26 protein-coding genes are annotated in these 22,371 nt (G+C 70.2%); 14 read left to right on the top strand and 12 right to left on the bottom strand.

Translation table 11 applies throughout. The features are described 5' to 3' along the window. Positions 1-29: 29 nt before the first annotated feature. Positions 30-524, bottom strand: a complete 495-nt coding sequence (locus tag B9Y95_RS09810; RefSeq protein WP_143736429.1) for a hypothetical protein — start codon at positions 522-524, stop codon at positions 30-32. Between the two features lie 235 nt (positions 525-759). Here B9Y95_RS09810 and B9Y95_RS09815 point away from each other — a divergent pair, with 235 nt between their 5' ends. From B9Y95_RS09815 to B9Y95_RS09855, 9 genes are all read left to right on the top strand, one after another. After that, positions 760-1,047 carry an ArsR/SmtB family transcription factor gene (locus tag B9Y95_RS09815; RefSeq protein WP_234994054.1) on the top strand — a complete coding sequence of 96 codons (288 nt, stop codon included), beginning with the start codon at positions 760-762 and terminating at the stop codon, positions 1,045-1,047. A gap of 95 nt (positions 1,048-1,142) precedes the next feature. Beyond that, complete coding sequence (locus tag B9Y95_RS09820) at positions 1,143-1,751, top strand: DUF3887 domain-containing protein (RefSeq protein WP_085511665.1); 609 nt, start codon at positions 1,143-1,145, stop codon at positions 1,749-1,751. Then, complete coding sequence (locus tag B9Y95_RS09825; protein ID WP_085511666.1) at positions 1,748-2,143, top strand: hypothetical protein; 396 nt, start codon at positions 1,748-1,750, stop codon at positions 2,141-2,143. The genes B9Y95_RS09820 and B9Y95_RS09825 overlap by 4 nt, the downstream gene beginning before the upstream one ends. A 185-nt stretch (positions 2,144-2,328) precedes the next feature. Continuing rightward, on the top strand, positions 2,329-2,745 hold the full coding sequence (locus tag B9Y95_RS09830; RefSeq protein WP_085511667.1) for a hypothetical protein: 417 nt from the start codon (positions 2,329-2,331) through the stop codon (positions 2,743-2,745). Then, on the top strand, positions 2,738-3,064 hold the full coding sequence (locus B9Y95_RS09835) for a transcriptional regulator (RefSeq protein WP_123539657.1): 327 nt from the start codon (positions 2,738-2,740) through the stop codon (positions 3,062-3,064). The genes B9Y95_RS09830 and B9Y95_RS09835 overlap by 8 nt, the downstream gene beginning before the upstream one ends. Positions 3,065-3,222: 158 nt before the next feature. Further along, positions 3,223-4,017, top strand: a complete 795-nt coding sequence (locus B9Y95_RS09840) for an MTAP family purine nucleoside phosphorylase (RefSeq protein WP_085511668.1) — start codon at positions 3,223-3,225, stop codon at positions 4,015-4,017. Then, the gene (locus B9Y95_RS09845; RefSeq protein ID WP_085511669.1) at positions 4,014-5,063 is read left to right on the top strand and encodes an NAD-dependent epimerase/dehydratase family protein; all 1,050 of its coding nucleotides are present in this window, start codon (positions 4,014-4,016) and stop codon (positions 5,061-5,063) included. The genes B9Y95_RS09840 and B9Y95_RS09845 overlap by 4 nt, the downstream gene beginning before the upstream one ends. Further along, on the top strand, positions 5,060-5,740 hold the full coding sequence (locus tag B9Y95_RS09850; RefSeq protein ID WP_085511670.1) for a glycosyltransferase family 2 protein: 681 nt from the start codon (positions 5,060-5,062) through the stop codon (positions 5,738-5,740). Before B9Y95_RS09845 ends, B9Y95_RS09850 begins: the two co-directional genes overlap by 4 nt. Further along, positions 5,737-6,378: a TIGR04282 family arsenosugar biosynthesis glycosyltransferase gene (locus tag B9Y95_RS09855; RefSeq protein WP_085511671.1), complete on the top strand. Its 642-nt coding sequence runs from the start codon at positions 5,737-5,739 to the stop codon at positions 6,376-6,378. The genes B9Y95_RS09850 and B9Y95_RS09855 overlap by 4 nt, the downstream gene beginning before the upstream one ends. Here B9Y95_RS09855 and B9Y95_RS09860 read toward each other — a convergent pair. The 4 genes from B9Y95_RS09860 to B9Y95_RS09875 form a co-directional block, all read right to left on the bottom strand. After that, positions 6,299-6,793, bottom strand: coding sequence for a hypothetical protein (locus B9Y95_RS09860; protein WP_085511672.1), 495 nt, complete (start codon positions 6,791-6,793; stop codon positions 6,299-6,301). The genes B9Y95_RS09855 and B9Y95_RS09860 overlap by 80 nt on opposite strands. Further along, positions 6,790-8,070, bottom strand: coding sequence for a molybdopterin-dependent oxidoreductase (locus B9Y95_RS09865; protein ID WP_234994055.1), 1,281 nt, complete (start codon positions 8,068-8,070; stop codon positions 6,790-6,792). The genes B9Y95_RS09860 and B9Y95_RS09865 overlap by 4 nt, the downstream gene beginning before the upstream one ends. A gap of 104 nt (positions 8,071-8,174) precedes the next feature. Continuing rightward, positions 8,175-9,374 carry a sensor histidine kinase gene (locus B9Y95_RS09870; RefSeq protein WP_085511673.1) on the bottom strand — a complete coding sequence of 400 codons (1,200 nt, stop codon included), beginning with the start codon at positions 9,372-9,374 and terminating at the stop codon, positions 8,175-8,177. 7 nt (positions 9,375-9,381) lie between these two features. Beyond that, entirely contained in the window at positions 9,382-10,098 is a 717-nt protein-coding gene (locus B9Y95_RS09875; protein WP_234994056.1) for a response regulator transcription factor, read from the bottom strand. Positions 10,099-10,208: 110 nt separating this feature from the next. On the opposite strand from B9Y95_RS09875, the gene B9Y95_RS09880 reads away from it, so the two are divergent. Together B9Y95_RS09880 and B9Y95_RS09885 are read left to right on the top strand one after the other, a co-directional pair. Continuing rightward, the gene (locus B9Y95_RS09880; protein WP_085511748.1) at positions 10,209-10,913 is read left to right on the top strand and encodes a class I SAM-dependent methyltransferase; all 705 of its coding nucleotides are present in this window, start codon (positions 10,209-10,211) and stop codon (positions 10,911-10,913) included. Then, the gene (locus B9Y95_RS09885) at positions 10,907-12,289 is read left to right on the top strand and encodes a hypothetical protein (RefSeq protein WP_234994057.1); all 1,383 of its coding nucleotides are present in this window, start codon (positions 10,907-10,909) and stop codon (positions 12,287-12,289) included. Before B9Y95_RS09880 ends, B9Y95_RS09885 begins: the two co-directional genes overlap by 7 nt. A gap of 13 nt (positions 12,290-12,302) precedes the next feature. On the opposite strand, the gene B9Y95_RS09890 is transcribed toward B9Y95_RS09885, so the two are convergent. The 5 genes from B9Y95_RS09890 to B9Y95_RS09910 all read right to left on the bottom strand — a co-directional run bounded on the left by B9Y95_RS09890 (position 12,303) and on the right by B9Y95_RS09910 (position 18,199). After that, on the bottom strand, positions 12,303-13,952 hold the full coding sequence (locus B9Y95_RS09890; protein ID WP_085511675.1) for a hypothetical protein: 1,650 nt from the start codon (positions 13,950-13,952) through the stop codon (positions 12,303-12,305). 124 nt (positions 13,953-14,076) lie between these two features. Then, the gene (locus B9Y95_RS09895; RefSeq protein ID WP_085511676.1) at positions 14,077-15,021 is read right to left on the bottom strand and encodes a hypothetical protein; all 945 of its coding nucleotides are present in this window, start codon (positions 15,019-15,021) and stop codon (positions 14,077-14,079) included. Positions 15,022-15,109: 88 nt separating this feature from the next. After that, positions 15,110-15,850 carry a FadR/GntR family transcriptional regulator gene (locus tag B9Y95_RS09900; protein ID WP_085511677.1) on the bottom strand — a complete coding sequence of 247 codons (741 nt, stop codon included), beginning with the start codon at positions 15,848-15,850 and terminating at the stop codon, positions 15,110-15,112. 41 nt (positions 15,851-15,891) lie between these two features. Further along, a complete protein-coding gene (locus B9Y95_RS09905; protein ID WP_085511678.1) occupies positions 15,892-17,358 on the bottom strand; it encodes an APC family permease in 1,467 nt (488 codons plus the stop codon). A 61-nt stretch (positions 17,359-17,419) separates the two neighbouring features. Next, entirely contained in the window at positions 17,420-18,199 is a 780-nt protein-coding gene (locus tag B9Y95_RS09910) for a carbon-nitrogen hydrolase family protein (RefSeq protein WP_200811385.1), read from the bottom strand. Between the two features lie 124 nt (positions 18,200-18,323). On the opposite strand from B9Y95_RS09910, the gene B9Y95_RS09915 reads away from it, so the two are divergent. The 3 genes from B9Y95_RS09915 to B9Y95_RS09925 all read left to right on the top strand — a co-directional run bounded on the left by B9Y95_RS09915 (position 18,324) and on the right by B9Y95_RS09925 (position 20,372). Continuing rightward, on the top strand, positions 18,324-19,379 hold the full coding sequence (locus tag B9Y95_RS09915; RefSeq protein WP_085511679.1) for an NAD(P)H-dependent flavin oxidoreductase: 1,056 nt from the start codon (positions 18,324-18,326) through the stop codon (positions 19,377-19,379). A gap of 70 nt (positions 19,380-19,449) precedes the next feature. Further along, a complete protein-coding gene (locus tag B9Y95_RS09920; protein WP_192003894.1) occupies positions 19,450-20,109 on the top strand; it encodes a hypothetical protein in 660 nt (219 codons plus the stop codon). After that, positions 20,106-20,372 carry a hypothetical protein gene (locus B9Y95_RS09925; RefSeq protein WP_085511680.1) on the top strand — a complete coding sequence of 89 codons (267 nt, stop codon included), beginning with the start codon at positions 20,106-20,108 and terminating at the stop codon, positions 20,370-20,372. Before B9Y95_RS09920 ends, B9Y95_RS09925 begins: the two co-directional genes overlap by 4 nt. A gap of 76 nt (positions 20,373-20,448) precedes the next feature. On the opposite strand, the gene purB is transcribed toward B9Y95_RS09925, so the two are convergent. Continuing rightward, positions 20,449-21,831 (bottom strand): adenylosuccinate lyase, encoded by a 1,383-nt coding sequence (gene purB, locus B9Y95_RS09930; protein WP_085511681.1) that lies wholly within the window; start codon positions 21,829-21,831, stop codon positions 20,449-20,451. Beyond that, positions 21,828-22,355 (bottom strand): low molecular weight protein-tyrosine-phosphatase, encoded by a 528-nt coding sequence (locus B9Y95_RS09935; protein ID WP_079704175.1) that lies wholly within the window; start codon positions 22,353-22,355, stop codon positions 21,828-21,830. The genes purB and B9Y95_RS09935 overlap by 4 nt, the downstream gene beginning before the upstream one ends. Between the last annotated feature and the right edge of the window lie 16 nt (positions 22,356-22,371).

The raw sequence follows: 22,371 nt of genomic DNA on the forward strand, positions 1-22,371 counted from the left end.
TCCCGGGAGTGTCCCTGCCGATCCCAGCCCTACGCCGCCGACCGCAGCTCCGGCAGGATCTCCGCCCGTCCGAACCGCCCCAGCAGGAGCAGCAGGAGCGCGCCGCCCGAGAGGAGCCCGTCCGCCACTCCGGCGGGTAGCAGGAAGATCATCAGCACCAGAGTCACGGCGCAGTTCACGAGCGACAGCGCGAAGCCCCACTGCCGATTGCGGAGGACCCCGATCGCTCCGATCGTCCTGAGCGCACCGAAGACGCCGCTCATGAGCATCATGAGGCCGAGGTTGTCGTCGAGGTAGGGGAGCGCGAAGACGTGGGTCCCCGCCGGGAGGCCATCTGGCGCAACGCCGAGGATCAGCAGTACCGGCAGCGCCAGGGCGACCAGCCCCTCCATCAGGACACCCTGCAGCAGGAGCAGGATGCCTGCGGCTCGGAGCTGCCGACACCGCACCACCTGGTCGTGCCCCGAAACTCGAGCGGGATCGGGCCCGGGTGGCAGTGTCGGTGATGCGGTTCGCTCGGCCATACTAGCGACGCTAGCCAGGTGGATGCGCCGGCACATCGACCATCCGGTGGATCGGCACATCGACCGTCCGGTAGATCGGTGATCTGTCGGATGCGAATCACCGACCCGCCAGGTCACGTGGCGGCGCTCGGACCGCCGCGGCGGGACAACCCGATCACGTTCCAGCCGAGTCCTTCGAGATGAGTGATGAGGTTCCCGCCGATCACTCCGCGGGCTCCGACCAGAGTTGGATCTGGTGGCGGTCTTCAACGCGCTCGGCCACCCGACCCGCCTCGCGATCCTGGGCTGGCTGAAGGATCCCGAGTCGTTCCCGCCGCAGGATCAGCCGGCGAGCGAGGTCGGCGTGTGCCTCAAGCACATCCAGGCGCGGGCCGAGGTGTCGCAGTCGACCGCCTCGCAGTTCATGGCCACGCTCCAGCGCGCGGGCCTCGTGACCTGCACTCGGATCGGTCAGTGGTCGCACTATCAACGCGACGAAGCTGCGATCGCGGCGCTCGGTCGGCACGTGTCGCTGGCTGTCTGAATCTCCACGGTGATCCACCGCCCGGGCTCGAGCGCCGACGAGCTGATGGTGCGATGGGGCTGGACATCGGGCGCGTGTAAACGTATGGTTTACATATGCAATTTAAATTGACGGACGTTCTCGCAGAACTGACGGCGCGTACCGAGAGGCTCCTCACGGCACCGATCCTCGGTGACCCGTCGGATCCGACCCGTCTGGTGCTCGGAGCGCTCAGTGTCCGCGAGAGCGCTGAACGCGTCGTCATCGCGGCGGTGCAACAGGCTCGCCGCGACGGAACCAGCTGGCAGGCCATCGGCGACGCCCTCGGCGTCACCCGGCAGGCGGCGTTCCAGCGCTACGGCAAACCCGTCGACCCACGAACAGGAGCTCCCATGGACACGACCCCGCTTTCCGACGCCGCAACACTCGCTACGACGGTGATCGATGACCTCGCCGCCGGCCGATGGGAGGACGTGACCACGCGCTTCGACCAGACGATGCGCGACGGGTTGCCTGCGACCGCACTGGCTGGCGCCTGGGCCCAGATCGCCGGGCTGGCCGGGGTCTACGAGTCGCGCGGTGAGACCGTCGCCTCGAGGGCTGCGGACATCACCATCACGAACACCCCGCTCGCCTTCGAAGCCGGGGATTTCGTCGCCCGCATCTCGTTCCGCGACGACCGGACGATCGCCGGACTGCATATCCTCGACTCGGCGTCAGCATGAGCCGCTCCGACGGACGCAGGGGGGTCGTCGACATCGTGGTCGAGGGGGCGGATCTCGTCATCACGCCGCGAGGGTGGTGGGGATTCCTCAGTCTGCGTCGGCGGATCCGGGTCCCGAGCGCCGCGATCCTCTCGGCCGACGTCTCCGCAGATCCGACGGCCGAGGTTCCCGTTCGGTGGCGATCCGGTGGCACTGGCACGCTCATGATCCGCGCCGGGTTCTTTCGTGGCGCCGGCACGCGCTCCTGGTGGTGCTATCGCTACGGGCGGTCGGCGGTGGTCATCGAGCTGGAGCTGTCTCGGCTGCAGGCCCTTGTCGTCATGACCGACGACGATCAAGCGACGGTTGAGATGCTGCGGCGCGTGAACGGAGCGGCGCTGTCCGACCACTGACCGCGCCCGGATCGGCTCGCCACCAGGGCATCCCAGGTCGGCGGGTGCTGCTCGCCGTCTCAGATGGCCGGGTGTGATGCCCTGGGCCCAGCCATGAGTTGTTTCTTTGCAGGAAACGATATGATAGTTTCTTCAGACGCAACGACTGGAGGTCCATCTTGAACCACGGAGACGCACAGGATCGGTTGAACGCCGCACGCGATGCCTCACGCCGAGCCGCTCGGCAGGGCGCCCTGGGCACGGCGATCATCACCGCGGTGCTCGTCATCGCCCTGGGGGTCGTCGTCGACCTCGACATGCTTTGGCTCCTCGGCATCGTAGCCCTCGGCTTCGTGGCGCTGTCCGTCAGTCGTCCGCTCAAACTGCGCCTCGACTGGTCGGATCGCGTCGGTGCGCTGCTCCTCACCGCGAGCGGTGTCGCCGTCGCGGCCGTGTACGTCCTCGTGCAGTGGGCCGCGCGCTCGGCAGACCTCGTGGCCCCGAACACCCTGTCGGCGCTTGCGGCGGCCGTGGTGGTCTTCGCCGCCTGCCTGCCGGCGCTCATCCGCCTCGCATCCGGTGGTCCGTCCGTCGGCGCCCGGCCCCGGACCGGCGATGCGTGACGCCGACGGAGCCGAGGACGCCGCGGTCAGCCGCCAGGCGCTGAACCCGCTCTTCCACGAGCCCGCTCGCCTCGCGCTGCTGTCGGCGCTCGCTCCCGCCGAGTACGCCGACTTCGCCTCACTGCTGCGCATCACCGGCGTGAGCAAATCGGCTCTCTCGAAACATCTCTCGGCGCTGGCCGATGCCGGCGTTGTCGAGGTCGGCAAGAGCGACACGGACCGTCGTGGCCGCCGCGTCGCCCTCACCATGCAGGGGCGTGCCGCATTCGAGACCTACCTCGATGCGCTGACCGCCATCGTGCGCGACGCCCGCGGCTGACCGGGGCTCGCTTCGTCCAGTGGCCGCGCGAGACCGCAGCCGCTCCGGTGCGTGAACGGAGCGGCGTCGTCCGACAACTGATGCCGGCGATCTTACGGAATGGAGACAACCGAACGGATCGGCGCATGCCACCCTGCCGGTGCTGCGAAGGTCGGAGGATGACCATCCCCATCGCAGTGATCGGCGGCTCCGGTCTCTCCACCCTCCTCGATCACGCCAGCGCGACGCCCATCACGGTCGCGACGCCCTTCCGGTCCGTCGAGGTGCTGATCGGCGAGCTCGGAGACCGCACGATCGCCTTCGTCCCCCGCCACGGAGCCGGACACGACGTCCCGCCCCACCGCATCGACTCGCGCGCGACGGCCTGGGCGCTCGCCAGCCTCGGCGTCCGTGCGATCGTCTCGACTGCCGCCGTCGGTTCGATCAGTACGGCCCATCCGGTCGGGAGTCTCGTCCTCGTCGATCAGTACCTCGACCGCACGCACAGCCGACCGGACACCTTCTACGAAGGGCCCGACGTCCAGCACCTCCCGTCAGCCGAACCGTTCTGCCCGCAATTGCGCGATCTGGCGGTGGAAACCCTCGGCGATGACGTCGTGGTCGGCGCCACGGTCGCCGTCATCCAGGGCCCGCGCTTCTCGACCCGGGCGGAGTCCCGGTGGCTCGCGTCGGCCGGTGCCCATCTCGTCAACATGACGCTGTACCCCGAGGTGGCGCTCGCCTCCGAGCTCAACCTGGGCACCGTCACCCTGGCGTTCGTCACCGACGAGGATGCGGGCGAGGACGCCGTCCCGGTGGACGCACCGCTCGTGTTCGCCCGGCTGCGTGAGGCGAAGCCCAGGATCGTCGACGCGGTCGAGCGCATCGTCGCCGCGATCCCCGCCGACTACCGGGCGCGTACGGCCGTCGACCCGGAGGCCGTGGCGCGCGTCCTCCAGCGGGAGACCACGTGATCCTCGTCACCGGTGGTGCCGGGTTCATCGGCCGGGCCGTCGTGCGGGCGCTGGTCGGTCGCGGTGACCGGGTCCGTGTCGTCGACTCGCTGCGATCCGACGTCCACGGCACCAACCCGGCGCCGCCCGAACCCGGCGCGCAGTTCCAGCTCGGCGACCTCAGGGACCCCGCCGTCGTCGTCCGGGCGTTGGACGGAGTCGACGCCGTCCTGCACCTGGCGGCGAAGGTCGGCCTCGGGGTGTCGCTCGACGACGCACCCGACTACATCGCGTCGAACGACCTGGCCACCGCTGAACTCCTCGCCGGGATGGCGAGAGCCGGCATCCCGAGGCTCGTCCTGTCCAGTTCCATGGTGGTCTACGGTGAGGGCGCCTATCTCGGAGCCTCCGGACCGGAGCGCCCCACGCCGCGCACGATCGGCGATCTCGAGGCGGGTCGGTTCGAACCGATCGGCTCCGACGGACGCGTGCTGCGTCCGGATCTCATCGTCGAGGACGCGACTCTCGACCCGCGGAACGTCTACGCCTCCTCCAAGCTCGCGCAGGAACAGCTGGCCTCCGCATGGGCACGCTCGAGCGCGGGCGTCTCCGCCGTGCTGCGGTACCACAACGTGTACGGGCCCGGTATGCCGCACAACACGCCCTACGCCGGCGTCGCGTCGTTGTTCCGCTCAGCCCTCGCGCGCGGCGAGGCCCCACGCGTGTTCGAAGACGGCCGGCAACGCCGTGACTTCGTGCACGTGGACGACGTCGCCGCCGCCAACGTCGCCGCCCTCGACTGGACGGCGGATCAGGCGCCCGGCGCGGTCCGCCCCTTCAACATCGGCAGCGGTACCGTCCACACCATCGGCGACGTCGCGACGGCCCTCTGCGCAGACGACACCCTCCGGCCCGTCGTGACGGGCGAGTTCCGTCTCGGCGACGTCCGGCACATCACCGCGTCGTCCGAGCGTGCTCGGGCGGAACTCGAGTGGAGACCGCTCGTGCCCTTCGAGGACGGCATGCGCGACCTCCGGACGGCGCCGCTCCGCCGGGCTGCCTCATGACCGCGCGCGTCGACGTCGTGTTCCCGTGTCTCGACGAAGCGCAGGCCCTCCCGTGGATCCTCGACCGGCTTCCGGACGGACATCGCGCGATCGTCGTCGACAACGGCTCGACGGACGGCTCGGCGGAGGTGGCGCGACGTCATGGCGCGACGGTGGTCCACGAACCACGACGTGGCTTCGGCTCCGCAGCCCACGCTGGTCTCCTGGCGGCGACGGCACCCGTCGTCGCGTTCTGCGACGCGGACGGATCGTTCGACCCTGAGCATCTGGTGCTCGTCAGCGGTCCCGTCCTCGAGGGTGCAGCCGACCTCGTGCTCGGCAGGCGCATCCCGGAACGCGGCTCCTGGCCGGTCCACGCGCGGATCGCGAACCGTGCGCTCGCCGGCCTCATCCGGCTTCGGACCGGACTCGCCCTGCGCGATCTCGGACCCATGCGCGCCGCCGACCGCCTCGCACTGCTCGGCCTCGACCTGCAGGACCGCCGAAGCGGGTACCCGCTCGAACAGGTCCTGCGGGCTCGAGCGGACGACTGGCGGATCCGCGAGGTCGACGTGCCCTACCGCCCGAGGGTGGGCCGGTCCAAGGTGACCGGGACGCTGCGGGGCACCCTGACCGCCGTATCGGACATGTCCCGTCTCCTGGCGGAGCAGCACGACCGCGCCGGTGCCGCCCGATGACCACGATCGTCCTCATCGCGAAGGAGCCCGTCGCCGGGCGCGTGAAGACCCGCCTGCACCCGCCCTTCACGCTCGTGGAGGCGGCCTCGCTCGCGGCAGCCGCGATCGACGACACCCTGCGCGTGCTCGGCGAGGTGCCGGCGACGAAGCGGGTCCTGTTCTACCAGGGGACGACGCTTCCGGCGCGTGCCCGGGGATTCGACGTCGTCCCACAGCCGGAAGGGACGCTCGACGAGCGACTCGGCTGGCTGTTCGACCGGTACGACACACCCGTCCTCCTCGTCGGCATGGACACCCCGCAGCTCCAGTCGGGGCATCTGGCGGGGCCGTGCACTGACTGGCCCGACGACGTCGACTCCTGGTTCGGCCCGGCCGAGGACGGCGGCTTCTGGGCGCTCGGGATGCGGGAGCCCGACGGCGCGCTGATCCGGGGGGTCGCCATGTCTCAGGACGACACCGGTGCGCGCCAACTGGACCGTCTCCGCGCCGCAGGGCACCGGGTCGGCATGCTGCCGACGCTCCGCGACGTCGACACGGCCGCGGACGCCGATGTGGTTGCTACTGTGGCGCCTCGGACGGCGTTCTCGGAGCGGCTCCGCGAGCTGCGTGCCGGCGGTCGACCACCCGAAGGGCGATGACGACGACAACCGTCACCACGGCGATGCCGATCTCGAACCGGACGAGGTTCCCGAGGTAGTCCGACGGGAGGACCGTCGGGTTCGCGGTGCCGATCGCCGCCTTCCAAGCGGCAGGCAGGACCACGATGGCCATGATCCCGCCGACCACCCCGGCGCCGGACAGGACGGCGCGCGTCCGGGCGCGGAGCCCCAGCTTCCGCAAGAGGACCGCTCCCGCGACCACGACGCCCGCGATGAGACCGTCGTGGACGACGAGCGCGCCGGCCAGCCAGAACGCGACGCCGGGATAGCGCACCGCGGGGATCTCCTGGACGAACAGTGCCAGGCCCACGATGATGATCGCGACGCCGAGCGCACCCAGCGTCCACCGGGTGCGACGGAATGGACGGTCGGATCGGATGGAGGACCCGTTCATGCGATCACCTCGATGCTGGACAGCCACTTCGTCTGCAGGACGCCGGGCCGGGAGGAACAGATGATCCGAGCCGGGTAGCCGTGATCGAGATCGAGTACCTGGCCGTCGAGCTCGAGCGCCACGAGGGTCGCGTCGTCGAGCACGAACTCGCTCGGCATGATCATCACCGTGTACTGGCTGCGTTGTTGCAGGCTCCGGACGCGGATCGTCGCATCCGCGGGGGCGTCGACGTGGGTCAGGAGGTCGCGCATGCGCACGCCCCGCCATCGGGCGCTCTGGCTCCACCCCTCGACGCAGGCGAGCGGGATGGTCTCCTCGACCTGCGGTAACGCCTCGAGCTCGGCCCGCGAGAAGGTCGCGGAGCGCTCACCGTACCGCACCTCGAGTGACCAGTCGTCGGCGGACGCCGCTTCGACGACCCCTGCCGACGCCGCGGTGTGGTTCACGGGGAGGCCCTGCGGACCGGTGCCCGGCAGCCGTGGGGCGAAGAACGCCAGCGGTCGCAGGATCGAGAAGCTCTGTCCGGCCGTGAAGAGGATGAGCGCGCCCGTCGCGACGGCGATCGTCGCGAAGAATCCGCGTCGGCCGAGTGCAGCCGACCGGTCGTCTGACGCGCCCTCGAGCGGCTGTGGTTCACGATCCACCCAGTGCGACAGTCGACCGGTCACGCCGCCCGGACGCACGGCTGTGCCCGGGGCGTCGGGTCCGACCGGGTCGGACGGCCTCGGTTCGGCCGGGTCCGACCCGTCGCGGCGCCAGTACCGGGCGATGATGGGCAGTTTGACAGCGATGTGGAGTGCGAGCGAGCCGATGATCACGAACGAGAGGACGAAATGGAGTCGCCGGAACGAGAAGGGGAACCATGCGTACAGCTGATAGGTGTTGAGCAGTCCGATGGTGATCTCCACGAGGGAGGCGGCGACGAACAGGGCGATCGAGGCGCGCTCCAGCAGGTGCAGCGGAGATCGCACCGGTGGTGACTGGAACAGCTCGGGGAAGACCGCGTGGAGTTTGCCGAGCAGGAGCGGGAAGCACGCGATCCCAGCGGTGACGTGGACGCCCTGGCTCACCTGGTACAGCCAGACCGGCTTCGTGGGGAACACCATCCAGGGCAGGGGCTGCTGGAGGAAGTGGCTGTACATGCCGCTGAGGAAGCACACGACGAAGGCCAGCCCGAGCAGTCGTCCGAGGACCACGGCGCTTCGTGTCCGACGTGACGGTGACGCCACCGTCGCGCGTGCGCGATGCAGCGTCCGTTGCAGGCCTGATGCCACCATGTCGTCTCCGTCCGTGTGCCGCTCACGTTACGGACGCACAGGTACGGCCGTCGGGCGATGCGGTGACGAAGTCGTGACAGGATCAGCCCGCCGGGTGGACCCGGTCAGTCGTGCGGACGCCCGCACGGGAGACGGATGTCGAAGCGGCATCCTCCGGGCACGTTCCGTGCGACGACGGTGCCCCCATGCGCCTCGACGATGCCCCGGACGATCGCGAGTCCGAGACCGCCGCCCGTGAGCCCGTCGATCGTCGCGGTCCGGGCGGGATCACCGCGCCAGCCGGCGTCGAACACCCGCTCGAGGTCGTCTGACGGGATCCCGCTGCCCGTGTTCGTCACGCTCAGGGTCAGCTGACCGGCCTGTTCCTCGGCGGCGACGTCCACCGCGCCGCCGGGCGGGGTGTGCTGGACGGCGTTGACGAGCAGATTCGCGATCGCCCGGGAGAGCTCGCGGTCGTCCCCGATGATGATCGGCGACGACGGTTCACCGTGCGCCCGCAGATCGACCTGTTGCCGGTCGGCCACGGCCTGCAGCTCACCGACCGCGTCACTGACGAGATCGGCCACCGAGATCGGCTCCAGGTGGAGTCGGAGGGCACCCGCTTGGATCCGTGACAGCTCGAAGAGGTCGTCGACCATGGTCGTCAGGCTCGCCACCTGACCGCGCATCAGGCGGTAGTACCGCGCCGGATCCTCGACGAGGCCGTCCTCGAGCGCCTCGGCCATGGCGCGGATGCCGGCGAGGGGTGTCCGCAGGTCGTGCGAGACGTGCGCCACGAGTGCCCGGCGTGCATCCTCCGCCGCCGCGGTCGCCGCCCTGGACTCCGTCAGCCGGTGCCCGGCGAGATCGAGCTCCGAGGCCAGACGAGCCAGCTCCGCGCTGTCGGCCGCACCGGGCAACCCCGGTCGCTCCCGGCCGGGCGAAGCCCCGGTGGATGCTCCTGAGGAGCCGGCCTCCGCCGCCTGCGAACCGTCTCCCAGCGCGCGGGCGATGTCCGCCAGTTCCGCGCTGCGCCGGGTGAAGGCCAGACCGAGGAGGACGGCCGTGCCGAGGGAGACCACGCCTGAGATGGCGGCCATCGTCAGGACGACGGAGAGGTCGTGGGCCGAGACGTACATGGCCGAGGAGGCGAGCACCACCCCGAGCGCGACGGACAACAGGCCGGAGACGGAGACGACCCCCAATTGCACGAGCATCGACGAACGCCTGGTCAAGCGGAGCGCAGCGAGACCGGCGACGGTGACCCCGGTCGCCGCGGCGAGCGCGATGCCGATGAGGATCAGGATGTCCTGGAACGGGAGCACGGGGTCCTCAGAGGTCGAGACGGTAGCCGACGCCCCACACCGTGGCGAGGATCGTCGGTCTGGTCGGTTCTGTTTCGATCTTCTCGCGGACGCGCCGCACGGTCACCGTCACCGTCGACAGGTCGCCGAAGTCCCAGCCCCACACCGCGCGGAGCAGCTGTTCGCGGCTGAACGCCTGCCGGGGATGCTTGAGCAGGAAGGCGAAGAGGTCGAACTCCCTCGCCGACAGCGCCAGCGCCGTCCCGTCCCGTTCGACGGTCCGCGCGGAGGGGTCGAGGGTGAAGGGCCCGTGGCTGAAGGACGCCTCCGGGGTGAACTCCCCGATCACCCGACGCAGGATCGACTGGACCCGGAGGACCAGCTCCCTGGGCGAGAACGGCTTCGCGAGGTAGTCGTCCGCACCGGCTTCGAGCCCGGCGATCCGGTCCTCGGTCCCGCCGAGCGCGGTGAGCATGATGATCGGCATCGAGCGGAGCGCGCGAAGTCGGTGACACACCTCCAGACCGTCGATACCCGGCAGCATCCGGTCGAGGACGACGAGGTCGGGTGCTCTGCGCGCTGCGATCTCGAGCGCCGTGAAGCCGTCCCTGGCGGTGTCGACGATGAATCCGGCGGCGCGCAGGTAGGACTCGGCGACCTCGAGGACGGTCGGATCGTCCTCGACGATCAGGATGCGTCGATCGGCGAGCAACGGATCGGTCTCGGACGTCGGAAGGGAGGACACGGCCCTACCGTAGTTCGTCGGGACCGCAGGTTCCCACTCGGCGGGAAGCCGTCTCCGGTTCGTAAGGTCCCGCGCCGTCGCGTCGTCGTCGCCCGACCTAGCCTCGGAGGATGTCCAGCCTGCTGACCAGTCGTCATCCCGGCACCGAGTCGGTGTTCGGGGCCGGCGGCCACCTGCCATACGACCGTGCGCTGCTCGAGACCGTCGACCGCACCACGGTGCGGCTCGTGGAGGCGTTCAGCGCACACTCCGACGCCGACGAGCTGATCGACGTCGCGTCGTTCACCGCAGCCGCCGACCCGGTCGACCTCGGTGTGCTCGGAGCGACGACGGGCGCCATGCTCGACCTCGGTTGCGGTCCTGGACGCATGGTCGAGGCCGCCGTCCGGCTCGGGCGCCAGGCACTCGGTGTCGACCTCTCGAGCGTCGCCTTGGAACTCGCGGCGCGGCGCGGTGCCCCGGTGCTCAGCGCGTCGGTGTTCGATCCGCTCCCCGACGAGGGACGGTGGGACACCGTGCTGCTCCTCGACGGCAACATCGGGATCGGCGGCGATCCCGACGTGCTGCTTCGACGGACGCGAGCGCTCGTCCGTGACGCGCGGGACTCGCGCGTCGTCGTGGAGGCCTCCCGACGCGACGTCGATCGCCGGTTCGACGCGGTGGTCGTCGATGTCGACGGGTGCCGCAGCTCGGCGTTCCCGTGGGCGCAGCTCGGCTCCCTGGCCATCGCGCGAGTGGGCGCGCGGAACGGCTTCGGTGTCGCCCGTCGATGGCGCGCGGGCGGCCGGCGCTTCGTGGCGTTCGCACCATGTTGAGCCGGGGGTCGAGGGGGTCGGCCGCGCGGAGTCTGAAGCCGGGGCGCACCCCCGACTCGTCGGACCACACCGCGGCCCGGATCGGCACCGCGATCGCCGTCCTGCTCATCGTTGCGGCGATCGCACTCCCTGGGCTCATCCCGCTGAACGTGCATGTGCGATCGTTCCCGCCACTGCACGCCGAGTGGGCGCCGCACGTCGGTTGGGGCTCGCTCCCCGCGGTCACGCTCGCTGTGTTCGCGCTGGTCTGCTCAGCCCGGATCGCCCAGCTCTCCCGCTGGCGGGTGCTCCTCGGGGTCGTCTTCGTGACGGCGTTCGTCTGGATGGTCTCCTTGGCGCTCGTCGACGGACCGGAAGGCCTCGGGAAGATCCTCGAGCATCCGTACGAGTACCTCGGACCCGCCCTGGCCATCACCGACATCCCCGCGATGCTGACGGAGTACGTCTCGCGGATCCCGCTCGACGCGAAGGACAACTGGCCCGTGCACCTCGCGGGGCATCCGCCGGCCGCCGTCCTGTTCTTCATCGGCCTCGTGCACCTCGGGCTCGGCTCGTGGCTGGCGAGCGGGCTGGTGGTGATCGTCCTGGCGTCCACCACCCCGGTCGCGGTCCTCATCACCCTGCGACGGCTCGGTGCCGAGTCCGCCGCCCGGGTGGCCGCCCCGTTCCTCGCGTTGGGACCGGTCGCGGTGTGGCAGGCGGTCTCCGGCGACGCCATGTTCGGCGCTGTCGCCGCGTGGGGGTTGTGCACACTCGCGTGTGCGGCGACCACCGGTGAGGTCCGGAGGCGGATCCTGTGGTCGCTCGCCGCCGGGCTACTGCTCGGAATCGCCGTGTTCCTGTCGTACGGGTTGGTGCTCCTCGGCGTCCTCGCACTCGCCGTGCTGTGGCTGGCGCGTTCGTGGTGGCCGCTGCCCATCGCGGCGGCGACGGCGTGCGTCGTCGCCGTCGTGTTCGCCGTGTTCGGATTCCGGTGGTGGGAGGCGTACCCGGTGCTCGTCGACCGGTACTGGGCCGGGATCGCGAGTCGCAGGCCGTTCTCCTACTGGGTCTGGGGCAATCTCGCGGCACTCGCCATCAGCGGCGGCCTGATCGTCGGTGCGTCGGTGGCGGTGGTCGTCCGGCGAATCCGCCGCCCGTTCCCGGTCGGGGCCGTGCGTGTCGTGGTCGTGCTGACCGCGGCGGCGGCGCTCACCATCCTGTTCGCCGACCTGTCGATGATGAGCAAAGCGGAGGTCGAACGGATCTGGGTGCCGTTCGTGCCGTGGTTGCTCATCGGCACGGCACTGCTTCCGGAACGCCTCCGGCGCCCGGCGCTGGGCGTGCAACTCGGCACGGCCTTGGTCGTCCAGCACCTGTTGCTCACTGGCTGGTGAGGCGTCGGATCGGTCAGAGCCCCCGCGACACCGCGGCAGCCGCTGCGAGCCACGCCCGCTGCGTGCTCGACCGCAGAGTGTCGTGACGGATGACGCCGTTCTTCAACGCGGGATCGAAGGGCACGACGACCACGTCGCGCACGTAGGGACGGAAGTCCTCGGCGTACGCGTTGGCGATCGACGTGTCCTTGGCCTCGGCCTCGGAGACGATGACGACGGCGTTGCGCGCGAGTTCAGCACCGCGCTCGCTCACCCGGCTGACGGCGGTGAGGGTGAGTCGCGCGCCCTCCTTCTTGTCCTCGACCGTCGTGGTCGGGATGACGAGCTGGTCGGTCAGCTCCACCATGCGGCGCCAGTTGGGGGCGCCGGCCGAGTTGCCCGAGTCCATGACGATCAGGCGGTAGTACTTCGCGAGGACACGATGGACGAGGTCGACCTCGTCGGCGGTCACCACGTGCTCGCCGTCGGCCGCTGATCGCAGGACCTCGTACTTGTCGCCGGGCTGGTGGTGGACGAACCGCGACAGGTCGGCTCGCTCGGCGCCGGGGGAGAGGAGGTCGCCCGCCGCGGCGAGGAGGTCGAGGACGGTCGAGTCGTGCCCGCCCTGTTCGGTCCGCCAGCCGAGCGTGCCCATGGTCTCGTTGTTGTCCCAGGCTGCGACACCGCCACCGCCATACCGGGCGAAGACGGACGACAGGTTGACGACGGTCGGCGTCTTGTTGGCGCCGCCCTTCTGGTTCGCGACGGAGATGGTGCGACGCCTCGGGAAGTGACGTGACACGGCGTGGACGTCGTCGCGCTCGGCGCGCTCGCTCGCGGACGGCGGCACCGAGAAGCCGAGCTTGTTGAGCAGGCCGGCGAGCCCGTGCTGTGCCGGGCCGATCGTGGGCGGCGCGAGGAACGATGGTGCATCGCGCAGGTCTCGTCGATCGGTGGCGGTCGGCTGGCCCGGAATCTGCTGCTGCTGCGCGGCGAACGGGGGTTGCTGCTGCGCGGGCGCGGGCGGCGGTGCCTGCACCGACCGCTGGGCCGGGACCGCGCGCTGCGCTGGCACCGGCTGCTGCGCGTTCGGCTGGTTCGAGACCGGCTGGTTCGAGATCGGCTGGAACGGCGGTGTGTCGAACGCGGGCTGCTGCACGGTCGGGTGCTGCGGCGGGACGGGCTGCGGTGTCGTGGGCGCCTGCGGGTTCGCGGAGACCGGTGGCGTGGGCTGCGCCGGGACCGGCGCAGCCGTCGACGGCTGGGCGGGGGCGGCGCGGGGCGGTGTCTGCGGCTGAGCAGGGGCCGGACGCGCGGGTGCCGGCTGGGAGGGCGCGGGCGGTGGCGCCTGGATGAGCGGCACGCGTTGTGCCGTTGCGGGCGGTGGCGTGGTCCGTTGCGCGGTGCGCGCTGGCGCTGCGGACTGTGGTTCCTCCTGCAGTTCGCCGTCGACACCGACGAGGAGCACGGTGACGCTCGTCGGGTCGGTCACCGTCACGCGGATCGGTCGACCCGACTTCCGGGCCTCCGCCTGCATCAGTTCGACGAGCTGGCGGCGGGCCGTTCCCTCGTCGGTGGCGGTCAGGTACTGCTCGGCGGTGCCGACGCGGAACACGCCGGAATTGTCCGCCAGCAGCGATGCCGTCATCGGCGGGAAGTCCTGTATCGAGGCCTTGTCGATCATGCTCTCACTCCTTCGCGGCGGGGGTGAACCCGTCCCCACTATGCCTTAGTGCGGCGCATGTCGGATTTCCGGCCCCAGCCGAGACGGCTCGCCGAGAGTGCTCGTTCGGTCGTCTCCGGCGGCATCAGCGAGCGGAATGGGCACTCTCGACGAGCCTCCGAAGTCGCCGGACCCGAGCGATGAATGATGCGCGGTCGACGAAGAGGTCGTGCGCTGTGACGCGGACGACGCGCCATCCGGCCGCCTCGAAGCGCTCCCTGCGAACGATGTCGGTTCGAAATCGCTGCTGGTCGGTGCGGTGCAGGTCGCCTTCGTATTCATATGCGATGCGGAGGCGCGGTTCGGCGAGATCCGGATGGAGTACCGCGGTGCCCCCGTCCACCTGCACGGGTGGATTGACCCTCGGCTCGGGGATGCCCGCGTCGATGAGCGCGAGTCGCAAGTGTGTCTCGGGACGGGAGTCGACGCCGATGCGGACGAGTGGCAGGGCAGCGCGGAGAAGCCGAGCCGACCGACGAGAGCCGTAGGCGGTTACAGCAGCAGCGAGCTCGTCGATCGTCGTGTGCATGTCGACACGCGAGCCGCCTCGAGATCGCGACCCCGATACGAGGAAGTCGCCGACAGCGACGAGGTCGGGCAGCTCGAGCATCGTCGCCAAGAGCGCGAACGTGTCGGCCGGGGCGGTGAGGGTGAAGCCTCGGACCTGTGTCGTGCGGGTCGCCTCGGCAAGCCGGTGACCGACGACGCCTCGGCCACGAGCAGGTTGCACTCCGTGAAGCGCGCCGATGTGGAGGTCCGTGGCGTGCTTGCAGGAGTTCGGGAGCGGGGCACCGAGGAGCGCCGCCGCAGTGAGATGGCTGAAGACCCACCCTGGTCGGAGCCGAGGGGAGAACGCCGCGCAGCGCCCGAAGACGTTACCCAAGTCGACGTCGACCGAGCGCACGCCCCAGAACGGCGCCTCGAGATCACTGCCGCGCAGTCTCCCGTTCGTCTCGCCGTGCAGCGCGCGGTCGCCGACCGCGAACGCCGTGTTGCGGAGCCGTGGCGGGAGCGGGCGATGGCGGGACACCGCCCCATCCTCCCGATCGCGTGCGGACCTTGGCTCCGGTTGTCCACAGCCCTCGTCGAAAGTGCTCGTTCGGTCGTCTCAGAGCGCATCAGAGAGCGGATTGCGCACTCTCGATCGATCCAGGGCCCGCGAGGCCGACGTACATCGAGCGGTGGAGCTCTGCGACGTGGTCGAAGGCCAGGCGACTCGCTGCTGCCGCATCGCCGATGCGGAGGGCGTCGACGAGCTGGGCATGCTCCTCGTTCGACGCGCGCAGGTACTCGATCCGGTAGGGGATGAAGTAGGAGTACAGCTCGCGGGACACCCGGTCGTGGAGGTCGGCAGCGCCCGGCACGCCTGCCGACACCGCCAGCTCGGCGTGGAACGCCGCATCGGCCTCGCGGAACCGGCTCCAGTCCGGCTCGGCCCGCATGGTCGCCACGAGGTCGTCGAGTCGATGCAGGGAGGACGCCTCCGGTGTAGCGGCGGCCCGTGCTGCCAGCCCGGCTTCGAGCGTCGCGCGCTGGTCGATGAGCGCGTGCACGTGGACGGCGTCCTCGCGGTAGGCGGCGATCTCGGGCACGGTGCCCACCGCGGGCGCATCCGCGATGAACGTGCCGCCCGTGTTGCCCTGCCGCCGGACGACGACGCCCTCGTCGCTCAACGCCCGATACGCACGCCGCACCGACATCTCGCTGACCCCGAACGCTCGAGCCGCTTCCTCGGGTGCCGGGAGCCGTTGGCCGGGCACCAGCATCCCGAGCTCCAACGCCAGCGAGATGCGTGCGCGGACGGTGTCGACGGCGGTCGTGCGTCGGATCGCTCCGAGTGAGGGCGAACCCAGATCCATGGCACCCTCGTCTCATCGCTGATCGACTCCGCGACCCTGGTTCAGCCGGCGGTCGGTTGGTCGGCGGTCGCCTCGCTCACCGCGCCGTCCGGCTCGGCGTCCAGGGGGAACCGCTTCCCCAACACGATACCGATCAGCATGGCGACCACGGGGATGAGGGCGAGCACGACACTCACGGTGACGCTTCCGCCCGTGACGAGCGTGAAGTTCGACAGCACGAGCCACAGCGCGAACGCGAGTCCGACCACCGCGAGGATCGGGAACACCCGCGCACCCCACGTGCGGCCGGCGACCAGCTCGGGTCGGCGTGCGAAGAACACGAGGACGGCGATCGAGGTCGTCAGCATGAGCAGCACCATCCCGACGGTCGCCACCCCGGCCATGGATCCGAAGACCCCGACGAGCGGGTCGAGGCCGGCGAGGGCGAGCCCTGCGAGGACGATGGCCGCCGTCACCGTCTGCACGATCGAGGAGGTCGACGGCGAGTGGTGTGCGGGGTGACGCCTGCCGAGGCGGGCGGGCAGCACCGACTTCTGCGCCAGCGTGAACTGGTAGCGCGCGATGACGTTGTGGAAGGACAGCACGCACGCGAACAGGCTCGTGATGAGCAGCACCTGGACGACATCGCGCATGATCGGGCCGAGGTAGGTCGTCGTCGTGTCGAGCAGGAGGTTGCCCTCGCCGGCGAGCGTCTGCTGGGCGACAGCGACGGCGTTCCCTGCGCCGACGCCCGTCACGAGCGCCCAGCAGGAGATGGCGTAGAACACGCCGATGATGACGACGGCCAGGTACGTGGCTCGCGGGATGGTGCGTTCCGGGTTGCGCGCCTCGTCCCGGAAGACCGCGGTCGCCTCGAACCCGATGAAGCCGGTGAGGGCGAAGAGCACGGCGACGCCGATCCCACCGGTGAAGATGTTGGCCGGATCGAAGGTCTCGACCGCGATGCCGTCCGCACCGCCCGTCGCGAAGATGACGACGTCGAGCACGACGACCACGAGGATCTCGAGCGTCAGGGCGATGCCCAGCACCTTCGCGCTCAGGTCGATGTGCCGGTAGCCGAGCACGGCCACGATCGCCATCGTCGCGAAGGAGTACAGCCACCAGGGCAGGCTCGGGCCGCCGAAGTACGTGACGAGGTCGTCGAGCGCCCACCCCATGTAGCCGTACACGCCCACTTGGATCGCCGTGTAGGCGACGAGTGCGGTGAACGCGGAACCGAGGCCGAGACGCGAGCCGAGTCCGGCCGTCACATAGGAGAAGAACGCGCCGGCTTCGCGGACGAACGGCGTCATGGTGACGAAGCCGACGGAGAAGACGAGGAGAATGACGGCCGCGAGGGCGAAGCCGATCGGGGCTCCGGCGCCGTTCCCGGTGCCGATCGCGATGGGGACGTTGCCGCCGATCACGGTGAGTGGTGCGGCGGCGGCGATCACCATGAAGACGATGGAGCCGGTACCGAGCTGGCCGTCGAGGCGCTGACGCGGCTCGGCGATGGGGTTCACGGTCATGAGGTCACTTTCCAGGGGAGTCGGGGGACTCGGAGGGGGAGGGGAGGAGGGACGGAGTCCTTCAATACAGCTCGGCGCGGCGGTCGGCGAGGTAGGGGTTCTCCTGCCTGGCGCGCCTCGTGGCCTCGGGATCGATCGTGGCGATCATGAGACCGACGGCGTCCGCGTCGAGGGCGTCGAGGACCACACCGTCCGGGCCGACGATGCTGCTGCGGCCGACATAGGCGAGGTCCCCTTCGGAACCGACGCGGTTGACGTAGACGAGGTGGACCTGGTTCTCCCAGGCGCGCACCGGGATGAGCCGCTCGGCGATGTGCGCGTACGGCTCCATCTGCGCGGTCGGGACGATCACGACGTCGGCGCCGTCGAGGGCCGCCGCACGGACGGTCTCGGGGAACTCGACGTCGTAGCAGATGAGGGCGGCGACGCGGACGCCGCCCAGGTCGACGGTCGGTGCGAGGGTGTCGCCGGCCACGAAGAGCTGTCGGTCGAGCTCGCCGAACAGGTGCGTCTTGCGGTACCGGAGCAGCTCGGTTCCGTCAGACCCGACGAGGACGAGGGCGTTCGCGACGGCCCCGCCCGGGAGCGGTTCGGGCAGGCCGGCGAGGATCGCGATCCGGGTCTCGCCGGCGATGGCGGCGACCCGGTCGACCAGCTCCGGCGTGGCGAGCGGGGCGAGGCTGTCCCCGAGGTTGTAACCGGTGACGAACATCTCGGGGGTGACGAGCAGATCCGCGCCGCGATCCGATGCCTGCTTGGCGGCGTCGGCGACGAGCGCGAGGTTCGCCTCGACGTCTCCGGGGACGCCGTGGTGCTGCAGTCCTGCGATGGTCAGGGTCATGGCGGTGGAGCTCCTCTATCGGCGTGCGTCGATGCACTCAGTAAACAGCTCAAAGTGAGTTGTTTGATGTCCATCATGTTTCGATCCGGTTTCACCCGCAAGAGGGGCGGGACATACTGGTGGCGTGCGTGCCCTTCCTGTCGACGTCCCGATCGTGCTCGGCCCCTTCGGAGGCCTGTCCTCCATCGAGCTCACCGCGACGGTGAGTGAGCTGGGCGGGCTCGGCTCCTTCGGTCTGTACGGCTACGACGCCGGGCGCATCGAGCGGACGGTCACGGCGCTCCGCAAGCGGACTGCGGCGCCTTTCGCCCTGAACCTGTGGCTGCCGCGTGGCGACGAGCTGTCTCCTGACGACTCCGAGGCGTCCTTCGCAGCCACGGTAGAGGCGCTCCGACCGGTGTTCGACGAGTTGTCGCTCGAGCTGCCCGTTCGCCCGGCCCGGTACCTGCCGCCGTTCGGCGACCAGATCGAGGCGGTCCTGGAGGCGCGGCCCGCCGTGGTCAGCTTCGTCTTCGGGGTTCCGCCGCGGCCGGTGGTCGACGCGGCGCACGAGCGGGGCATCGTCGTGGTCGGGACGGCGACCACCGTGGCCGAGGGACTCGCCCTGCAGGAGGGCGGCGTCGACGTCGTCGTCGGCACGGGCATGGAGGCCGGCGGCCACCGCGTCTCATTCCTGCGAGCAGCCGAGGACTCCCTCGTCGGCCTGGTCGCCTTGATCCCGCAACTCGTCGACGCCCTGGACGTCCCGGTGATCGCCGCCGGCGGTATCGCCGACCGACGTGGTGTCGCCGCCGCACGGGCACTCGGCGCCGCCGGCGTGCAGGTCGGGACCGCCTTCCTCCGCACGAGCGTCTCCGCAGCGACGGACGAGCATCGGGCGGCCATCGTCTCGACGTCCGCCGACGGTACCGTCCTCACGCGCGCGATGAGCGGCAGGCTCGGCCGGGGTGTCCCGAACCGGGTCTTGCGCGAGATCGAGGCGTCGGGGGTCGTGGCCCCGTTCCCGGTCCAGAACTGGCTGACCGGGCGCTTCCGCACCGTCGCCTCCGAGCGGGGCGTCGCAGACCTCCAGGGCTTCTGGGCAGGGCAGGCGTCACTGCTGACCCGCGATCGGGCCGATGCCGAAGCCGTCTTCGCGGAACTCGCCGCGGGCCTGTCGGTCCCACCCAGGGCACCCTGACCCCGGTCCGCGTCGCCCGCAGGACCGCGTAAGCTGGAGGGGACTTCCTGCAAGAGATGAGACGTTCACCGTGCCCAGCATTCCGTTCGACGGCGCCAAGCACGATCGGTACTGGATGGTCCCGATCCTGCGTGCGGTGATCGCGCTCGCCACGGCGGGGGTCGTCACCTTCACGCAGGGCCACTCCTCACAGTTCGGCCTCGTGGTCTTCGGGGTCTTCACGCTGCTGTCCGGTGCGATCGTCGGCGCCTTCGCGTTCCCGAACTTCTCCGACACCGTGACGCGCGCGTTCTTCCTCGGCCAAGGCGTCATCGGCGTCGTGACCGGCGTCTTCTCACTGCTCGTGAGCGGCGGCGGGCTGAGCATCTTCCTCTACGTCGTCACCCTGTGGGCGGCCCTCACCGGATTCCTCGAGCTGTACAGCGGGATCCGCTGGCGCGGACGCCTCGCCGCGGCGAAGGACTGGACCGCGGTCGGTGCCTTCACGGTGCTGCTCGCCATCGCGACGCTCCTCGTCCCGCCCGGACTCGAGCAGCGATTCGCCGCCCCGGGGGGTGTCGAGGGTGTCCTCCGTGCGGACATCGTCGTCGTCGGCCTCGTCGGGGCATACGCCGCGATCATCGGCGTCTACCTCGTCATCGGCGGACTGTCGCTGCGGTGGGCGGGCAAACGCCCGGTCACCGGCGCAGCCACCGACGACACCACCGGCACGGCTGGAGCCGCATCATGAGCAAGCCCAACCGCGACGACGTCCTGCGGCCGATCGAGCTCCTCGTGCTCTCGGGCGTCATGGGGGTCTTCACCGGCGTCGTCGTCCTGATGTCGACCCGCGAGATCATCCTGTCGCTCATCGGCCTGGGCATCGCGTTCATCGCTTCGCTCGTCGTCCTCGCGATGCTGGCGCTCGCCGTGAAGCCCGACTTCCAGGAGAAGCTCGACCTCGACGAGCAGGACGGCGACGACAAGCGTCCGCCGCGCCCCTCCGGCCACTGACTTCCGGCTTCATTCGCCCATTTTTGGGCGATCCAATGCTCGTTCGCCCATTCCTGGGCGAACGAGCATTGACCGGCTACGGCAGGTAGTCCACCAGGTCGTCGGAGAGCCCGAGGTACGTCGCCGGGGTGAGCTCGAGCAGGCGCTGCTTCGCGGCGTCGCCGATGTCGAGCCGGGAGACGAACTCGACGAGCTCCGCCTGGCCGAGACGCTTGCCGCGCGTGAGCTCCTTGAGGAGCGCGTAGGGGTCCTCGATGCTCGAACGACCCGCGGTCACCTCGGCTCGGATGACCGTCTGGATGGCCTCTGCGAGCACCTCCCAGTTGTGGTCGAGGTCCGCGGCGAGGACGTCCTCCGCGAGGTCGATCTGCCCGAGGCCGCCGAGGATGTTGTCGAGGGCGAGCAGCGAGTGGCCGAACCCGACACCGATGTTGCGCTGGGCGCTCGAGTCGGTGAGGTCGCGCTGGAGTCGTGAGGTGACGAGGGTGGCGGCGAGGGAGTCGAGGATCGCGCTCGACAGCTCCAGGTTGGCCTCGGCGTTCTCGAAGCGGATCGGGTTGACCTTGTGCGGCATGGTCGACGAGCCGGTGGCGCCCGCGACCGGGATCTGTCGGAAGTAGCCGATGGAGATGTACGTCCACATGTCCGTGGCGAGGTTGTGCAGCACGCGGTTGGCGTGGGAGATCTTGCCGTACAGCTCCGCCTGCCAGTCGTGCGACTCGATCTGCGTCGTCAGCGGGTTCCAGTCGAGGCCGAGTCCCTCGACGAACTCGCGCGAGATGGCGGGCCAGTCCGCGTCGGGATCGGCGACGACATGGGCGGCGAACGTGCCGGTCGCGCCGGAGAACTTGCCGAGGTACTCGTTCGCCTCGATCTGCAGCGCGATGCGCTCGAGTCGGTAGACGGTGACGGCGAGCTCGCGGCCCATCGTGGTGGGTGTCGCCGGCTGGCCGTGGGTGCGGGCGAGCATCGGGACGGCCCGGAAGTCGACGGCCTTGGTGCGCAGGGAGTCGAGGACGAGTCGCAGCTTCGGCAGCCAGATGGCGCGGACGGCCTGCGACACGGTGAGCGCGTAGGAGAGGTTGTTGATGTCCTCGCTCGTGCAGGCGATGTGGGTGAGTTCGGCGATGCGATCGAGACCGAGCTCGGACAAGCGGTGGCGCACGAGGTACTCGACGGCCTTCACATCGTGACGCGTGACGGCCTCCTTCTCGGCCAGCCAGTCGATGTCGGCCTGGCCGAAGTCGAGGTAGAGCGCGCGGAGCTGCTCGATCTCCGCCGGGGTGAGCGGGGAGGAGCCGAACATCGAGTGCTCGGTGAGGTAGACGAGCCACTCGACCTCGACCTGCACGCGGGCGCGGTTCAGACCGGCCTCCGAGAGGTACTCTCCGAGCGCCGTCACGGCGGGGCGGTAGCGACCGTCGAGCGGGCTGAGCGGCTGGGCGGGGAATTCGGTCATGGGGTGGCTCCCTGGGTCAGTGCTGGTTCGAGCTGGTGGAAGAGGGATCTGCAGGCATGGTCGATCATGCCGAGGACGGTCTCGAACATCTGGGCGTCCGAGTAATAGGGGTCGGGGACGTCGCGGGTCCCGGAGGTGCTGTCGAAGCTCAGGAGCAGGTGCACCTTGGAGCGGTCGGCGTCGTTGCCCGCCCAGGCCCGAAGGATGCGTTCGTGACTGCGGTCGAGGGCGACGACGAGGTCGTAGCTGTCGAAGCGGTCGGGGTCGAACTGCTTGGCCCGGTGGGCGGTGGCGTCGTGGCCGTGCGCTCGCAGCGCGGTGACCGTGCGGTGGTCGGCGTGCTCGCCGACGTGCCAGTCGCCGGTGCCGGCGGAGGAGACCTCCACGACCCGCTCCAGCCCGGCGGCCGCGACGAGGTCGGTGAAGACGCTCTCGGCCATCGGGGATCGACAGATGTTGCCCGCGCAGACGAAGCACACGCGGAACGGGGTCGTGCCGGGGTCGGCCTCCCCGAGGGTGTTCATGCGTCTATTCTGGCCG

This window comes from Plantibacter flavus (assembly GCF_900177615.1).
In the GTDB taxonomy this organism is placed as follows: Bacteria; Actinomycetota; Actinomycetes; order Actinomycetales; family Microbacteriaceae; genus Plantibacter; species Plantibacter flavus.

Excerpts from the sequence above, each read along its gene's own strand:
- B9Y95_RS09810 (WP_143736429.1), bottom strand. The coding sequence starts at position 524 with ATGGCCGAGCGAACCGCATCACCGACACTGCCACCCGGGCCCGATCCC.
- B9Y95_RS09820 (WP_085511665.1), top strand. The coding sequence starts at position 1,143 with ATGCAATTTAAATTGACGGACGTTCTCGCAGAACTGACGGCGCGTACC.
- B9Y95_RS09825 (WP_085511666.1), top strand. The coding sequence starts at position 1,748 with ATGAGCCGCTCCGACGGACGCAGGGGGGTCGTCGACATCGTGGTCGAG.
- B9Y95_RS09835 (WP_123539657.1), top strand. The coding sequence starts at position 2,738 with ATGCGTGACGCCGACGGAGCCGAGGACGCCGCGGTCAGCCGCCAGGCG.
- B9Y95_RS09840 (WP_085511668.1), top strand. The coding sequence starts at position 3,223 with ATGACCATCCCCATCGCAGTGATCGGCGGCTCCGGTCTCTCCACCCTC.
- B9Y95_RS09850 (WP_085511670.1), top strand. The coding sequence starts at position 5,060 with ATGACCGCGCGCGTCGACGTCGTGTTCCCGTGTCTCGACGAAGCGCAG.
- B9Y95_RS09855 (WP_085511671.1), top strand. The coding sequence starts at position 5,737 with ATGACCACGATCGTCCTCATCGCGAAGGAGCCCGTCGCCGGGCGCGTG.
- B9Y95_RS09860 (WP_085511672.1), bottom strand. The coding sequence starts at position 6,793 with ATGAACGGGTCCTCCATCCGATCCGACCGTCCATTCCGTCGCACCCGG.
- B9Y95_RS09865 (WP_234994055.1), bottom strand. The coding sequence starts at position 8,070 with ATGGTGGCATCAGGCCTGCAACGGACGCTGCATCGCGCACGCGCGACG.
- B9Y95_RS09880 (WP_085511748.1), top strand. The coding sequence starts at position 10,209 with ATGTCCAGCCTGCTGACCAGTCGTCATCCCGGCACCGAGTCGGTGTTC.
- B9Y95_RS09885 (WP_234994057.1), top strand. The coding sequence starts at position 10,907 with ATGTTGAGCCGGGGGTCGAGGGGGTCGGCCGCGCGGAGTCTGAAGCCG.
- B9Y95_RS09890 (WP_085511675.1), bottom strand. The coding sequence starts at position 13,952 with ATGATCGACAAGGCCTCGATACAGGACTTCCCGCCGATGACGGCATCG.
- B9Y95_RS09900 (WP_085511677.1), bottom strand. The coding sequence starts at position 15,850 with ATGGATCTGGGTTCGCCCTCACTCGGAGCGATCCGACGCACGACCGCC.
- B9Y95_RS09905 (WP_085511678.1), bottom strand. The coding sequence starts at position 17,358 with ATGACCGTGAACCCCATCGCCGAGCCGCGTCAGCGCCTCGACGGCCAG.
- B9Y95_RS09910 (WP_200811385.1), bottom strand. The coding sequence starts at position 18,199 with ATGACCCTGACCATCGCAGGACTGCAGCACCACGGCGTCCCCGGAGAC.
- B9Y95_RS09925 (WP_085511680.1), top strand. The coding sequence starts at position 20,106 with ATGAGCAAGCCCAACCGCGACGACGTCCTGCGGCCGATCGAGCTCCTC.
- purB (WP_085511681.1), bottom strand. The coding sequence starts at position 21,831 with ATGACCGAATTCCCCGCCCAGCCGCTCAGCCCGCTCGACGGTCGCTAC.
- B9Y95_RS09935 (WP_079704175.1), bottom strand. The coding sequence starts at position 22,355 with ATGAACACCCTCGGGGAGGCCGACCCCGGCACGACCCCGTTCCGCGTG.